Annotated in this window: 14 protein-coding genes and 2 pseudogenes; 2 read left to right on the plus strand and 14 right to left on the minus strand. The window is 32.0% G+C overall.

Annotated elements, in window-relative coordinates; all coding sequences use genetic code 11:
• Positions 1-52: 52 nt before the first annotated feature.
• From tarL to pgsB, 8 genes and pseudogenes are all read right to left on the minus strand, one after another.
• Positions 53-1,594, minus strand: a complete 1,542-nt coding sequence (gene tarL / locus ABLV95_RS10035; protein ID WP_460875509.1) for a teichoic acid ribitol-phosphate polymerase TarL — start codon at positions 1,592-1,594, stop codon at positions 53-55.
• Positions 1,595-1,878: 284 nt separating this feature from the next.
• Positions 1,879-2,907 carry an alcohol dehydrogenase catalytic domain-containing protein gene (locus ABLV95_RS10040; protein WP_427706370.1) on the minus strand — a complete coding sequence of 343 codons (1,029 nt, stop codon included), beginning with the start codon at positions 2,905-2,907 and terminating at the stop codon, positions 1,879-1,881.
• Positions 2,900-3,616 carry a D-ribitol-5-phosphate cytidylyltransferase gene (locus ABLV95_RS10045; RefSeq protein WP_340754835.1) on the minus strand — a complete coding sequence of 239 codons (717 nt, stop codon included), beginning with the start codon at positions 3,614-3,616 and terminating at the stop codon, positions 2,900-2,902. Before ABLV95_RS10045 ends, ABLV95_RS10040 begins: the two co-directional genes overlap by 8 nt.
• A gap of 404 nt (positions 3,617-4,020) precedes the next feature.
• Entirely contained in the window at positions 4,021-5,670 is a 1,650-nt protein-coding gene (locus ABLV95_RS10050; RefSeq protein ID WP_460875511.1) for a gamma-glutamyltransferase, read from the minus strand.
• A gap of 2 nt (positions 5,671-5,672) precedes the next feature.
• Positions 5,673-5,831 carry a hypothetical protein gene (locus ABLV95_RS10055; RefSeq protein WP_172793174.1) on the minus strand — a complete coding sequence of 53 codons (159 nt, stop codon included), beginning with the start codon at positions 5,829-5,831 and terminating at the stop codon, positions 5,673-5,675.
• Positions 5,821-6,893: pseudogene (locus ABLV95_RS10060) on the minus strand (CapA family protein). Before ABLV95_RS10060 ends, ABLV95_RS10055 begins: the two are co-directional and overlap by 11 nt.
• Positions 6,894-6,907: 14 nt before the next feature.
• Positions 6,908-7,360 (minus strand): poly-gamma-glutamate biosynthesis protein PgsC, encoded by a 453-nt coding sequence (gene pgsC, locus ABLV95_RS10065; RefSeq protein WP_002506667.1) that lies wholly within the window; start codon positions 7,358-7,360, stop codon positions 6,908-6,910.
• A 1-nt stretch (position 7,361) separates the two neighbouring features.
• Positions 7,362-8,519 (minus strand): poly-gamma-glutamate synthase PgsB, encoded by a 1,158-nt coding sequence (gene pgsB / locus ABLV95_RS10070; protein WP_427706366.1) that lies wholly within the window; start codon positions 8,517-8,519, stop codon positions 7,362-7,364.
• Positions 8,520-8,961: 442 nt separating this feature from the next.
• Here pgsB and ABLV95_RS10075 point away from each other — a divergent pair, with 442 nt between their 5' ends.
• Together ABLV95_RS10075 and ABLV95_RS10080 are read left to right on the plus strand one after the other, a co-directional pair.
• A complete protein-coding gene (locus tag ABLV95_RS10075) occupies positions 8,962-9,288 on the plus strand; it encodes a hypothetical protein (RefSeq protein ID WP_427706364.1) in 327 nt (108 codons plus the stop codon).
• 171 nt (positions 9,289-9,459) lie between these two features.
• The gene (locus tag ABLV95_RS10080; RefSeq protein ID WP_460871996.1) at positions 9,460-10,614 is read left to right on the plus strand and encodes an ArgE/DapE family deacylase; all 1,155 of its coding nucleotides are present in this window, start codon (positions 9,460-9,462) and stop codon (positions 10,612-10,614) included.
• 215 nt (positions 10,615-10,829) lie between these two features.
• On the opposite strand, the gene ABLV95_RS10085 is transcribed toward ABLV95_RS10080, so the two are convergent.
• The 6 genes and pseudogenes from ABLV95_RS10085 to ABLV95_RS10110 form a co-directional block, all read right to left on the minus strand.
• Positions 10,830-11,804, minus strand: a complete 975-nt coding sequence (locus ABLV95_RS10085) for an alpha/beta hydrolase fold domain-containing protein (RefSeq protein WP_427706360.1) — start codon at positions 11,802-11,804, stop codon at positions 10,830-10,832.
• Between the two features lie 149 nt (positions 11,805-11,953).
• The gene (locus ABLV95_RS10090; protein ID WP_427706358.1) at positions 11,954-12,472 is read right to left on the minus strand and encodes a GNAT family N-acetyltransferase; all 519 of its coding nucleotides are present in this window, start codon (positions 12,470-12,472) and stop codon (positions 11,954-11,956) included.
• 273 nt (positions 12,473-12,745) lie between these two features.
• The gene (locus tag ABLV95_RS10095; RefSeq protein ID WP_460875514.1) at positions 12,746-13,072 is read right to left on the minus strand and encodes a thioredoxin family protein; all 327 of its coding nucleotides are present in this window, start codon (positions 13,070-13,072) and stop codon (positions 12,746-12,748) included.
• Between the two features lie 179 nt (positions 13,073-13,251).
• The gene (locus ABLV95_RS10100) at positions 13,252-14,223 is read right to left on the minus strand and encodes a D-cysteine desulfhydrase family protein (RefSeq protein ID WP_460875516.1); all 972 of its coding nucleotides are present in this window, start codon (positions 14,221-14,223) and stop codon (positions 13,252-13,254) included.
• Positions 14,223-14,775: pseudogene (locus ABLV95_RS10105) on the minus strand (VOC family protein). Before ABLV95_RS10105 ends, ABLV95_RS10100 begins: the two are co-directional and overlap by 1 nt.
• 56 nt (positions 14,776-14,831) lie before the next feature.
• Positions 14,832-15,380 (minus strand): GNAT family N-acetyltransferase, encoded by a 549-nt coding sequence (locus tag ABLV95_RS10110; RefSeq protein ID WP_069833195.1) that lies wholly within the window; start codon positions 15,378-15,380, stop codon positions 14,832-14,834.
• Positions 15,381-15,521 lie beyond the last annotated feature (141 nt).

The raw sequence follows: 15,521 nt of genomic DNA on the forward strand, positions 1-15,521 counted from the left end.
TCATTGTACTTAACTCACTATATTCACCTTATTATTTTAGTTGTTCTATAAGTTAACTTCCAAATACATTTCTTACTAAACGTTCACTTGATCGCCCATCTTGATATTTAAAGTGTTTGTCTAAGAAAGGTGATACTTTTTCTACTTCGTAATCGTTATTATCTAATGCTGTAATTAAATCATCAAATGATTCAATAATTTTACCTGGAACAAAAGTTTCATATGGTTCATAAAAATCACGTGAAGTAATATAGTCTTCAAGGTCGAATGCATAAAAGAGCATTGGACGTTTAAATACTGCAAATTCATATACTAGAGAAGAATAATCACTAATCAATATATCTGTAACAAATAGAATGTCGTTAACTTCTCTAAAATCTGATACATCTACAAAATATTGTTCATATTCTCTAGGTATATTCAATCTGTTTTTTACAAATGGATGCATTTTGAACAGTACAACAGCATTATTTTCACGACAATAGCGAGCAAATCTCGCAAAGTCTATTTTAAAGAATGGGTAATGTGCTGTGTGGTGGCCGCCGCCTCTAAATGTTGGTGCAAATAGAATAACTTTTTTACCTTTAATGATAGGTAAATCTTGCTCCATTTCAGCTACAATTTCTCTTTCATAATTTTCATCGAAAAGAATGTCTGTTCTAGGCACGCCTGTTGGTATAATATTCTGTTCTTTAATGCCAAATGCTTCCCCATAAAAAGGGATGTCTGTTTCAGAGGATACAAAGGCTTTTGTATAGTTTCTGTGGTTAACAGAATTAAAGAACGGACCGCCTTTTTTACCAGTACGGCTATATCCAACTGTTTTAAATGCCCCAACTGCATGCCAAACCTGTATAATTTCTTGGCTTTTTCTAAACTTCACTGTATATAGTAGTGGGTGAAAATCATCTACGAAAATATAATCTGCTTTACCTAATAAAAACGGAAACTTAAATTTATCAATGAAATTTCTTCTAGCTGAAATATTAGATTTAAACAAGGCATGAATTTTATACTTTTCATCTAAATTTTGACGCAGCATTTCGTTATATACATACTCAAAGTTACCTGACATATATTCTCTTGAATCAGAAGTGAATAATACTGTATTCCCTTTTTTCAAGTGGAAAAATTTAGTAACTTTAAATATAGATTGAAATACAAAATTACGCACATTAAAAGAGTATCTATTGTATTTTAAACGCAAATCCATCATTTTTTTCTTAATTGGATTTACTTTCGGTTCAGGCGCTTTAAAATCAATATTTAATACAAATTCATTTACTTCGCTCGAAATCATGGGCTGAACAGCATATTCTGTTTTCTTAGAATTGCCACCTTTTTTAAATACAAACTCATAATGGGTCAAAAGATAATTATTTTTTCCATTTTGTGTTTCTTCTGCTTCATATTCTTCTAGTTGGATATCATCTAATTCATAACTATTAGGATTCAGTAACGCTTCATTGATATGGGCAATATAATCAAAATCATCCTTGTAGACAATGAGATATTCACCAGATGGAAGATAGTTTCCATCATCTAAAATCGCCACGTTAAAACGTGCTCTAAATTTATTCCCTTCAATTTTCACATCATTTGCTCGCTAATTCTTTAGTTTCAGTCAAATTTCGCAAAACAAAATTTTTCTTGTTAAGCTCAATATCATTAACGTGACCTTCAATAAATAATTGAATTCGCTCCCAATAGATGTCATCAATTATTATTTTAGATTTGCTCAATTTTAAAAACCCTCTCTTGTTCAATTAATTAGTTTTAAAACCCTTGAACCGATATTAATAACTAATTTAGAATAGTTGAAAATAAATATAAATTGAATTTTCAGTTATCTTGTTTATATTTATATATTCACGTTCTTTACATTGTCCATTTAAGCACAGTCTTGCCCCATGATGTGGATAAATCTGTTTCAAATGCTTTTACAGCATCATTAATGGTTTTAATATCAAATTCATTACCTTTTAGAAGTGCTAATTTTTCAACGACATCAGGATTGTCTTTATAAAATTGAGCAACATCTCTGAAATCTTGTGCACCACTTCTACTACTTCCAAACATCGTTATACCTTTTTCTAGTACAAGACGTGTATTTACTTCTATTGGATATTCACTTACGCCTAACAAACTAATTGTCCCTTCTGGAGAAATCAAATCAATAATCTGATTCACCGCAGACTGGCTTCCTTTACCGCCCACACATTCGAAACCATGGTCAAATGAGACATCTTCTGGAACTTCATGAATATGATATATATGTTCTACAAATGAAAAATGACTTAATTTGTAATCCGTTTTACCAAAAACATAAATTTTAGCGTCTGGATATAGTTTATGGAGTAAAATAGCTGTTATATAACCTAAATTCCCATCTCCCCATACGCCAAAACTATTTTTATATGAAATTGATTTACGTTCAAAACGTTGAATTGCATGCCAGGCTACACTGACTAATTCTGAATAAGCAATTGTACTTAAATCTTCGATACTATCATCTATTTCAACGACTCTATCGTGATCCATAAATACATAATCTTGCATAAACCCATCAAATCCACTCGATCTAAATTTACTGCTTGGTAAATAATTTTCAGCTATAACATCATCTTTTTCCACAGGTGTATTAGGCACCATAATGACTCTCGTACCAATCTCAAACACACCTTTATTGTCATAAACAACTTCACCAACACCTTCATGAATCAACGACATTGGCAACTTATTTTTCAGCACTTTTTCATTTCTGCTACCTGTGTAATATCTTTGATCTGCGGCGCAAATTGACAAATACAATGGTCTTATAATAACTTTATCGCTTTTAATGTCTTCATTATTATATGTTACTTCAAATTGTCTCGGAGCAACGAGTTGATATACTTGATTAATCACTCGACATCCCACCTTTTATGATTGAGTTAGCAACTTTAAGATCATAAGGTGTCGTTATTTTTATATTGTATAATTCTCCCATAACTAGTCTTACAGATTTGTTTGCTACAACTAGTATCTTACAGGCATCTGTCATAATTTTCTTATCATCGCTTGAGAGCTCATTATAACTATTTCTTAACAAATTAATATTAAATGATTGAGGCGTTTGACCTTGATACATTTCACTTCTAACTGGTATAGACTTTATAGACTCACCATCTTCTGATGTGATGATTGTGTCAGTCGCAGTTATTACAGTATCTACTGCACCATATTTTAAAACACTTGCTATGTTCTCTTTAATAATGCGATGTGTTAAAAATGGTCTAACTGCATCATGTGTAACAATAACATCTTCATCAGTAATACCGTTTTCGGCTTCTGCTGCCTCTATGATACTCATAATGGTTTCATTACGGTCCTCGCCGCCTTGCACAACTTTAATTCTGTCATCATTAATATTATGTTTACGTAAAGTATCTTTTGTATGAGAAATCCATTTTTGAGGTGTAGCAATAAAGATTTTATCGAATTCACTTGTTAATAAGAATTTCTCTACTGTATGAATAAGGATAGGTTTCCCATCTAAATCTAAAAATTGTTTTGGTAATGGAACATTTCCCATTCGTGATCCAATACCTCCAGCCAAAATACCAGCATATATCATATATTTCCCTCCTATGTAGTTGTTGCTTTTTCAGTTTTTATTTTACTTTTTAAATTTTATTATTAAATATCTTGCTATATAAACATATTTTATAAGTCCATTTTTATACTCTACTCATAAAATGCATTATATAAACATTATATTACCAACTATTATGGTCTTTTTCTACTTATATCCATCCCCGTACAAGTTAATACAGTTTTTTTCTAATTTCAAACCATATCTTTACTTTAATAATAAATATTACAGAACTTTATAAAATTTATTTCCGACTAACATCCTAAACTTATTTAAATTAATATGACAAAAAAGCAGACTTCCTTAAATAGGAAATCTACCTTTTCACTTTTTGTCATCAAATTTATGTTGTTTTCTAGAATCATCAATTTAGCTTGCGTCTTATGTTATCTATTACCAACATCGTGACCTATTTCTACAGTCTTATCATTTTTATTGTAAAGTGTTGCTTGCACACTACCAAAGTTAGGATCATTTCGTTTTTCTTCTACTTTAAAACCTAAACTTTTGAAAATAGCAACATCTGCCTTACTCATAGCATTTTCATAAAACACTGTACCACCATCATTGTAAAAGCGTGGCTTATCTATTGACTCTTGAAGCGTGCCATTACCCTTTAAGTAATCTATCAAGACTTCATTGGTTGTGGTAGGAATCTTATTACCTCCTGGCGTCCCAATACCCATATAATAATCAGGACCCACCACTATACTTGGAGCTGTATATGATCTAGGTGTTTTATGTTTCCCACCATGGTTAGGGCTTAACGGATCAGAAGAAAAGTTTGATAAAGAGTTATTCATATAGAAGCCTTCCTTCATAAAATCACCTGAACCAAAGAAACTTGATAAGGTATTAGTCGTACTTGTTACTTTGCCCTCTTTATCAACTACAACAAAGTGTGTTGTACTGGTATTATCTACATTATTTGTATTGAAATTACTTTCAAAGTTCACTTCATTTAGTTTGCCTAGTAAATAATCTTGAGATAAGTATTCATCGTAATCTTCATCTTGGCCATTGACTATATCTCTATTTCGATACATAAGTGCTCTCGATTTTAAAATACCAGTAATATAATCTAAACGGTTATTAGGGGTAGTTTGATTATTTGGATCTATTTGTTCATTTGTTGGCGCAGATTGGGTATTTTGTGGCACTTGATTGTTTGTTGCTTCATCTATTTCTAAACCTTGAAGCATCAATGTGCCACCTAATGGATTAGATGCAGAATATACTTTAGTATTTAAATAATCTGTACTAACCGGTTCTTTTTTCGTGGTTTTATAACTATTAAAATCTTTTTCAGTTATTTCTTCATCTACTTGATCAGAAACACTTTCGCCCACTTTATCATAGAAATAGTCTGGCCCATGATCTCTAATTCCTTTAATTGTTTTAGCTAATTCTGGCTGTTTAACTACTTCGCCTTCTCTTTTAGTTTTGTCATCTTCAAAGAATGGTGAGTTTCTATCAACATCAGAACCATATAATTTCAAACTGCGTTCTAATTCCGAATCCACTTCAAACCCATCTTCTGCTAAAGGAATCACATAGTTTAAGATTTTCTCTTCATCCATTTTACCCGCTTCTTTATGGGCATCATGTATCCCTCGTACAAAACCTGGTGTGCCTATTTCGTCTTTCTCATCATATTTAAATGATGAAATATCTTTGTATTGCCATTGCTTTGGCGCAACATTCGGTTTGCCATCATAGGATAACATTGCGCCTCCTCCACCTAAGCCAGAGGAGTGAGGCTCGGTTATTGCTAATGCATATGAAACTCCCATGGAAGCATCTACAGCATTTCCTCCATCTTTAATAATTTTCTCACCAACACGGCTTGCTATTGGGTTATTAGACGCAACACCATAATTTTCATCAGATGGGTTTTGATCATGATCAGCAATCTTATTTTCATATAATTCATCTTTATTATAATTATCTTCTTTGGTTGCTATAAAAAAGATAAAAGAAATGATTATAGTAAGGAGTAAGATTACGATGAGTGTTTTTTTATTATAAATACTCATACTTAAGCTCCTTTAGACAAATATTGGTGATGCGATGTTTTAAGTTCATTTTGTTCATATTGATCTAAGCCTTCATTCGCACGAGCAAATACAATTAATAAAAAGATGACTAATACTATTGAAACTACCGTAATGCCCACCCATTGTGTTTTAATGTTCATATACGTAACCTCCATTCTCTTTTTTAAGGTCTACACTCTTACTTTCAATATTGTTCAATAATTTAATTTCTTCCACTTTGTTAGGATTGGATTCTGTAATTTTTCCACCTTGTGATTTAATTGGTGTTACCATAAATTCTGAATCTTTACCATTCCAATTTTGCTGAACAGCTAAGCCTTGTTTATTTTTAGATAAAAAATCTTCAGAAGTTACGTTACCAAGGCTATAAAAAATACTCGTATCTTTGTATTTTTCTATCTGTTGAATAACTGAGTTATGACCGATAATGACATCTGCACCAAGCATCAACAAGTGAATGTGCATATTTCTTTTGTCTTGTTGTAACAGCGCGTTCATCCGTTATTCCCCAATCAACATTAGCCACAACATAATCATTTTCCTCTTTTAACTTTTTAATTAATGGAATATAGATATTCGGTTCTAAACTCACCGATGTTGTATTTTTCAAGGTGTCCGTGTAATCAGATTCAACGTCTGTAAACGAAACGTTGGCAATTTTTTTACCTTTAACTGTTTGCTGTACTGTTTTACTATTAATAGGATTCGAACCATTTCCAGTTAAATAATTATAACCAGACCTGCCCTTCTACCGCTCTACTAAACTCTCTCGCTGTTATATTATCGGTGACTTTGTTGATAATATTTAAACTTTTAATATTTAAACCCTTCAAAAACATGACGTTCTCTAAATTCATATTAATGTTTGTCTTTCTATCATCTGAAAAATTAGTGAGTTTTAAACTTGCTGTTGAGTAATCACTCGCATTTAAAACACTTTCTATCGGACTAAAGGTGTCATTAATATTATTTTTCCTTATATGCTTATTCATTTCTATATTGCCTAAATAAGTCATCCTTATATCATCCTTGGCTTTCTTCATAGCTTGAACTGGTTCAACTTTTTGTGATGACATAGTGAATATTAAAAGTGCAATTGCCCCTATTAAAATAATGCCGGTGTATATAGAGTTGCGTTTTTTGTGACGTTTCGTCCATTTTAATACCCGTTCCTCTATAGTAAATCGTTTAGATTGTTTCATATTTATGCTCCTTACTAATTGATAAAGCTATAAAAGAATAAGATGACATAAGTAATACATGTTAATAACATACATGTAGATAAAGTAATAATGACACCTTGTTTTTGAATTGTATTTGCTATGATACCTGGAATAACAACGCCAATCCCTGACATCTCCACCATTTCAAAAGGAGTTAAGGGATAAATGATGTCAAATACAAACTTTAATACCATACCAGTAAGTATCATTGCCGCAAATTTTCTACGACCATATAAAATTACGATTTTGCTTACACCATGATTAACAATGAAATATGTAATGCAACTAATAATGAGTACAGATAGTAACATAATCGGCTGATCAAAAATCAGTGCTAAATATCCTGGTACTACTAATCCAGCTGGACTAATACCAAATTTTTCGGCAAAGATGAGACTTAGTACAATGCCCACAAATAATGAAAAATATAACTCTGAACCTATCATATTATTTGATCCCTTCTATATATTGCGCTATTTCTTTACCTGGTCCGTGAATGTTACCAACACAGAAAATCAAGGCATTTTGAGACTCTTTATATAATGCGCGCTCAACTTCTTTTATATCTTTACCTTCGAAGTTTAAATACTTCTTATTCGGCTGGCCTTTCATTACATCGTTGACCATTTGAGTACTTTTACCAGTACAAATTAATGTATCGAATTCGACATCCTTTAAAAAATCTTCACAAAATTGTCTCGTTCTGTCGATCCTGTCAGAACGACAATTTAATATAAGTACAATTTTTTTATATGGATAATTATAGGTTTCAACTTTGTCTAGTATTGCTTTTGAAGATTTCGGCTCATTTGCAGCAAATGCATTAACATAAACGTTAGTTGAATTGTTAGCATTAAAGTATTTAACTTCAACCGCTCCAACATCAGGTGGCGCATTTAACATGCCACTCAGAGCTGTATCTCGATCTATGCCCATTGCTTCGGCAACGCCCATAGCAATTGCAACATTATCTGGGAATACAATGTAACCGAACTTTCTGAGATAGGATTCAGGCACATCTTCTTTATTAACAACAATTAATTTTGTTTTACGTTTTTTAGCAACTTTAGCAAAAAATTTAGTATAATCATCTTTCATCACTACAAGATGTCCTTTGTATGGAATGGTTGCGGTAAATGCTTCGGCTACCTCATCTAATGTTGGACCTAACACATCCATATGATCTTCCATCACATTCACAATCACACCAATATTTGCTTTCACTAAGTCTTTTTGGAATGTAATTTGATAATCTGGATTAACTGCCATACATTCATTTACTAACGCATTGGCTTTTTGTTTTACAACTTTGCGAATAATGTCACGTTGTTCGCCGATATTTGCTCCTTGAGGCTTCCTATAAACTGGATACTCTCTTGGTGTAAACCAATACAGCATACGTGCATCTGTCCCTGTTGTTTTACCTATAACTCGGTAGTTATCCTCACGCAGTGTACTGTAAATCAATCTAGTTATAGTAGATTTACCTCTTATACCATTTATATTTATGCGTATCGGTACTTTTTCTAATCTGTAGGAATGTTGTTTTTTCTCAACAATACCTAGCCAAAGAATGAGACCTACACATATGATGATGAGTAGCAAATTTTATCCCTCTTTTCAGCAGCGTATTTAATTTTATGTATATATCAAAGCAGGTTAATCATGTTCTTAATACATAGTGAAGATGTATCAACTAAAAATAGCATTCACAACGTTTAAACAATTCCTACCTATCAATACCGTTATGCTACCATGCAGTTATTGATTTAATATAAATTGTTTGAATTATTGATTAATATTTCGTAAATTCAAATTTACAATACATGTAATATTCATCTTTTATCTTTATAAACCCTTATTTAATGGCATTTATATTTTTAGAAAAAATAAATATTTTTTATCGAAAAATTTAAATTTAATTTAGTATTGCGGTTTATTTTGCCATAAACAAATATATAATATTTACTGCTTCTTAACATGTTATTAAAAATTAAATGTTATCTTATGTGTGTAGGGAACAATAAATCTATATAGGAGGCAGTTTATGAGTAAATCTGTTAAATTAGTAGTTTCTATATATCTTGGTGTTGTATTTCTTATCACTTGTAGCTATCTCATTATGATTTTAGTTGGAAGTATGCAAGGTAATGATATGAAGGGTGCAGTATTAGATACTGATAAGCCTACAAACATTGAAAATGTAGAATACAATAATGAAGCTTCATCTGAAAAGACAACAACTGAAAGTAATCGCGTACCCGATGAATTACAATCTAATCTTACTAGTTCATTAAAAACAGAAACTTTATCACACAATGTTAATACTCATACAAGGTCCCTAGATCGCACTTCATCTAAGAGCCATGTATGATTTTTTTGTTAAACATACGATATGGGCTCAAAATATAAATAAAAACTCGAATAAATTTCACTTTCATTATTTATCCCCTATTTCAATACGTTAAAATTTAATTAGTCGGAATCTTCAGATATAATTAAGTTGACAGATGGTTATTATTTAAAGAAAAGGGGTTTTATTAAGATGAGTAAATTTTCAGAAGCAGAAAAAGTTCAAGTACTAGAAGATTTAGTAAGTATTAAATCTGTTAATGACCACGAAATTGAAGTATGTGAATATCTTAAAGGTTTATTATCTAAACATGGTATCGACTCCAAAATAATTAAAATCAACGATACACGTGCAAATTTAATAGCAGAAATTGGTGAAGATGGGCCTGTTCTAGGTATTTCAGGGCATATGGATGTCGTTTCAGAAGGCGATAAAAATAAATGGACATATGACCCATTCAAATTAACTGAAGTAGATAATAAATTTTATGGACGTGGTTCTGCAGATATGAAATCAGGACTTGTCGCATTGGTTATCAGCTTGATTGATATCAAAGAACAAGGGTTAATAGACCATGGAAGAATTCGTTTACTCGCAACTGCGGGCGAAGAAATCGTAGGTGAAGGCGCAAAAGCTTTCCAAGAACAAGGTTATATGAAAGATGTCGAAGCACTTGTTATTGCCGAACCATCTCAAGATAGAATTGTTTATGCACATAAAGGTTCAATGGATATTCGTGTTACTTCAAAAGGTAAAGCTTCACACAGTTCGATGCCACACCTTGGTTTTAATGCGATTTCGCCACTCGTGAAATTTGTTTATAAAGCGGATGAAGGTTTTGAAAAATTTGATAAAAGTAATACGCTTTTAGGTAATGCCATTATGAATGCTACTATCTTTAATGGCGGTAACCAAGTGAACTCCATTCCCGAACATGCTGAGTCAGAATTTAATATACGTACAATCCCAGAACATGACAACGAACAATTCATTTCCTATTTCAATGAAATTTTAAAACAAGTTGAAACTGATCATACAGATATTGAAATCGACACTTATATGTCTAGACCACCTGTTTATACAACGGGTCAAAATAAACTAGCAGAATTAGCACACGAAATGGGCACCAAATATTTAAATGCTGATTTACCTTTAGAAGCTTCACCAGGTGTAACCGATGCTTCTGACCTACTTGTAGATAAGGACGAAGATTTTTCATTTATTATGTATGGTCCTGGTTTAGTCAGTCAAGCGCATCAAGTAGATGAATATGTAGAAAAAGATGTGTATTTATCATTTATTGACCTATTCACAGAATTTTTCCCAGCTTATTTAAAAAATAAATAATACTACTTACGTGCGTCGTTTCCTAAAATAACTCGCGTAAGTAGTATTTTATAAAATAAAGGACCTTCCAAAAATTGAAAGGTCCTTTCAGTATGTCGACAAAGTCTAAGACTTTGTTGGCAATTTTTTTATGCACACTTTACGTAGTCACAGCCAAAGTCTTGTAGTCTTCGGCTCGTGCTTTTCTGCAGAAGTCGGCCAAAAAACAGCCTTTTTTAATGTTTATTGACAATTTGCTTTAGTTGTTCTAAAAATTGTCGTCTTTCCGGAATTGGAAAGATTGGATGAATATGGAATAAATTATAACCTGGTAAGAAATCATGTTCTATATTTTTTTCATTTAATAAGTTCGATAATTTCACTGCATCTGGGTATAACGTTTCTTTTGTGCCTATTGAAATTGTAATGTGTCCTAAGCCATCTAATGCACCATTTATTGGAGAAACACGCCAATCTGTTAATGGTGTGTCGCCTGTCCACAATTCTATGAAATATTGTGTACCTTTAATGCCTAACATAGGATCTATTTTTTCATACACTGGTGCTTCAGGATTAGATAATGTTAAATCTAAAACAGGAGAAATCAAGACAATATTACTTGGCTGTTCTAAGCCTAATGTTTTGATATATTGTGCAAATGACAATGCAATTTGACCGCCTGCCGAATCACCAATGATAATCACTTGTTGTGGATGTTCTACTTGAGCAATTATATTATTATAGATTTCAGTAAGCAATTCAAACGTTTCTTTGTAAGTTGCATGTGGGACTTTGGGATATACAGGCATAATGACTTTCGCATCCAATTCATCTGCAAGTATATCTATATACTCAAAGTGCATTTTAATGGGGTCTTGGAACCACGCACCTCCATGTAAATACAGTACAACTCGCTGCTGGCTATCTGCTTTATCATTCACTACATATGTCGTTGTATTTTGTATGTTTGTAGTTCGAACATCGTTACGAAAGCTATAGCCCGTGCCTTTATGTGGCCCCTCTGTATCTTTCATCACAATTTTCAAGATTTTTTGCGCATTTTCTACACTTTCAAATGGCTTTTTCATTTGAGTAGCTCTTATCATTGCTTCATATAAAAAGCTTTTATAACTACGTTTTTCTTTTACTTTAGCATAAAAGTAGGAAGTTATTACACCAATACTCGTTAATGCTACAATTTTTTTCAACAAAATATATAACCTCCTTCAATTCGTCTGATATATATATTTTATAATAAAGTAGTTCACATTTTTAGTAAAAGCAATTACGCAAGCTTAATATTTTAATTTTATGTATACATATTGATTGCTCAATCTTACCTTGTCTTTTCGCCAGACAACTACAACATGCGCATAGCATTAGGAATAAGGTCTTGATCCAATATCATTGCCATATAGAGTTCATCATAGTAATGTTCATCCATATAAATCGATTCACGTTTAATACCTTCGATTTTAAACCCTAATTTCTCGTAAAAGTTTATAGCAGGTGTATTCGATGTGATCACATTTAATTCTAAGCGTCTTAACCCCTTGCGCTTCGCCCACCTAATTGTTTCATCAAACATTTTTGTTGATAAGCCTTGCTGTTGCTTGTTGTTAACGAGCCCTGTCACAATATAACCAATATGTTTCACCTTAGACAATGTACTAATATGTGCAGACAAATAGCCTAAGATTTTATTATCATCTGTTTTAACACCAATATAAAAATTGCGCTTAATATCATCAATAAATGCTTCTTTATCAAAACTACGTTCATCTGGCAAATACAACATATACTGCGTTTCTTGGTCGATTTTCTTCATACAAGTATATAATGCCTCTGCTTCATCAGGACAGATTCTTTCTATTCGCATATACATCCCCCTATTGCGCTATTAATATTCTTTATCATACATTAATTTTAAGAAACATGAAACTTTTAATCTAATTACCCTCATTTTTATTTGAGACAATTTAATTATTCTGTGTTATTAAAAATATCAACAACACAAAGATGGGAACATGAAATCAAAATTTCAGTTTCCATTGGTAGTGTTAACTGAGTCATATTATAATTTTTATACATAAGACACCTCGTTTTAAAGTTATGTTAGAGTAACTTTAAAACGAGGTGTCTTATTTTTGTATTAATTTATACTTTGATACATCAAATTCAACTGATGTTCAAATCGTTGCATATCAATAAAACGACCTTGTCTGTGCATTTCTTTTCCATCTAAATATATTAAATCTACCGGCACAGTAAATATCGATAGTTCACCGACGATAGCTTCTAAATTGCTTTGATTTATAACGCCTAGTGACACATTAGTGTATTCACCTACAAGTCCTTCTATCTGTGGTAAAACTGCATGACAAACGCTACAATTGTCTCTCATCACATGTATAACCGCTAATTTATGTTTGTTAACAAACGCGTGAAATGATTCTATCGTAGTCAATGTTTGCGTCATTTTAAACACCTTCCTCGTCACACAAATTGTATCTCATTATGAAACATTTTCAGAAGAATAATCAACGTATTTGCTCCAAAATACAATAATATAATATTTAAAAACAGCTCATATCCTTTGAGCAATTGTCCATTTTATATTTTTAAAGCATCGCTTTCGACTTTTATAGTGTCTACGTATTATTTTACATCAATTAATTGTTCAATTCGCGTTCTTATCTCTTGTGTATAGCCTTGTAAACCACCTGTATGAATAAACAGAATGCATTGCTGATCATCATAATGACCTTGTTTTATTTCCTCAACAAGTCCTCGAAAAGCTTTTCCAGTATATGTGGGATCTAATATTATCCCTTCTTGTTGCGCGATGTCAATATAAAATTGGAGTTCTTCATCCGTTGCTTGACCATATCCTAAACCAATATATTCGTCGTTGATTAAAATGGATTCAAACGAGGGCGTCTCCTTATCTAAATCTTTAATAATCTCAATGACTTTATTTTTAAAAGTTTCAGCATTTTTGTTTACAGCATATCCAATGATTTGAGTTTCTAAGTTATTACTCGTTTTGCCAAACCAAAGTCCAGCGTATGTTCCACCAGAACCTACAGCTAAATTAATAGAATCAAACTGAACGCCTAACGTGATTTCTTGTTCTAATATTTCTTCATAAGTATTGATATAACCATGAGCGCCTATCCAATCAGATGCACCTGCAGGTATTTTAAATGGCGTTTTACCGCCTTCTTCTAATTCTATATACAATGAATCCATTGCTTCTTCTCTTGAAGCATTGGGTTCTATAAGATGTATATGAGCGCCTAACATCGTTGCCAAAAACAAATTTCCTTCATAGTATTTCTTTGTGCCTCTCAATATTAAATGACATTCTATATTATATTGTGCACAGACAGCAACAGTTGCACGCGCATGATTAGATGTGATTGCTCCAGTTGTAATGACTGTATCATAACCGTTATCTAATACATACTGTATTGTATATTCTAACTTCCTTACCTTATTACCTGAAATTTCGGTTCCTGTATAGTCATCTCTTTTAATATAGATGTCTTTACCTAGTGACTGACTTAGTGACTCTAATTTATGAATAGGTGTCTTTAAATTCGCGATATTTAATTTTCTTTGTAACATCATCGATTCCCCTTAGTTAAAGTTTTATATTTATTTTTAGGTATAAACACTTCAGTTTCACTGTCATCTGGATAATAATAACCCTCAGGAATAGTTTGTAATTCAATTAAACTTCCCCATGGCGTGCGTATATATACGGTTTTATTATTTGCTGTATCTTCATATTTTGTATTATTGTGTGGTTCTGAAATCGGTTTGCCCCCTGCTTGTATCACTCGCTTAAAAGTAGTTTCAAAATCATCTACGTAAAATGAAATATGTGTAAAACCCATATCTTGTAACGATGCTTGGACTTTGCTGAGCCGCATCTTTAAATTCAAACATTTCTATATTAGGTCCATTATGAAATACCATCATACGTTTCTTTATAATTTTTGCCCCTTGCTCTATATCTAAGACATGTTCTACAAATTCACCTGATCGTGCATCATCGGCTTTTGTTTGACTATCATAGGCTATCTTTCCGTCCAAAGCTTTTTTGAAAAAAATAGTTGCAACTTCAATATCTGGTACCGTTAATCCAATATGGTTTATGCCTCTTGTGATATCCATATCCATCCCCTTTCAAATTATTATTTTTAAAACGCGATGAAAGTGTTTAATTTATTTTAGTGAAAGTGTTCTTTTAATAATATATAACGGTTCATATCTCTAAATACTTCTCCATCGAATAGATCTTGATAATCAGTAGCAACAAAAGAAAAGCCAACTTTTTCAGCCACTTTATTGCTTGGTATATTTCGAACATCGGCTAAAATAGTCAATTTATTTAAGCCTAATGTTTCAAATGCATAATGACACATATACTTCACGCACGTCGTTGTTATTTGCTTACCTGTATAATCTTCAGCAATCCAATAACCAATTTCTGCTTTGCGATTCTTCGTATCTATTTTATGTAAATCTATGGTACCTATAAGATCATCTTCATAGTAAATAAGAAATAAGCGACCTGTATTGTCTGCATGCTGTTGAATCATCATTTTCAAATATGCACTTTCGTCTTGGACTGTAACATCTTCCGTAATAAATTCTAGAAATGGTTCTAAGTGTGAAAAATTTTCTTTAATTGTTTGATATAATGCTTCAGCCATATTTGACTCTGGTGGCACAAGTGTTACTTTAGGCATCACTTGCATTGATGGTCTATAGTTCATAATTTCACCCTCATTTTTAATATAATCATAACTCCTATGATATTTATAATTTCAGAATATTTCAACATTTTATCTTAAAAAATAAAAAACAGTTCGAATTTTTATTAATTCGAACTGTTTGAGTTGCTATATAACTACTTT

This window comes from Staphylococcus sp. Mo2-1 (assembly GCF_046721385.1).
GTDB lineage: Bacteria > Bacillota > Bacilli > Staphylococcales > Staphylococcaceae > Staphylococcus > Staphylococcus equorum_A.

Bases quoted from the DNA above. Each gene is read 5' to 3' on its own strand.
- ABLV95_RS10045 (WP_340754835.1), bottom strand. From the start codon at position 3,616: ATGATATATGCTGGTATTTTGGCTGGAGGTATTGGATCACGAATGGGA.
- ABLV95_RS10050 (WP_460875511.1), bottom strand. From the start codon at position 5,670: ATGAGTATTTATAATAAAAAAACACTCATCGTAATCTTACTCCTTACT.
- ABLV95_RS10055 (WP_172793174.1), bottom strand. From the start codon at position 5,831: ATGAACATTAAAACACAATGGGTGGGCATTACGGTAGTTTCAATAGTA.
- pgsC (WP_002506667.1), bottom strand. From the start codon at position 7,360: ATGATAGGTTCAGAGTTATATTTTTCATTATTTGTGGGCATTGTACTA.
- ABLV95_RS10075 (WP_427706364.1), top strand. From the start codon at position 8,962: ATGAGTAAATCTGTTAAATTAGTAGTTTCTATATATCTTGGTGTTGTA.
- ABLV95_RS10080 (WP_460871996.1), top strand. From the start codon at position 9,460: ATGAGTAAATTTTCAGAAGCAGAAAAAGTTCAAGTACTAGAAGATTTA.
- ABLV95_RS10090 (WP_427706358.1), bottom strand. From the start codon at position 12,472: ATGCGAATAGAAAGAATCTGTCCTGATGAAGCAGAGGCATTATATACT.
- ABLV95_RS10095 (WP_460875514.1), bottom strand. From the start codon at position 13,072: ATGACGCAAACATTGACTACGATAGAATCATTTCACGCGTTTGTTAAC.
- ABLV95_RS10100 (WP_460875516.1), bottom strand. From the start codon at position 14,223: ATGTTACAAAGAAAATTAAATATCGCGAATTTAAAGACACCTATTCAT.
- ABLV95_RS10110 (WP_069833195.1), bottom strand. From the start codon at position 15,380: ATGAACTATAGACCATCAATGCAAGTGATGCCTAAAGTAACACTTGTG.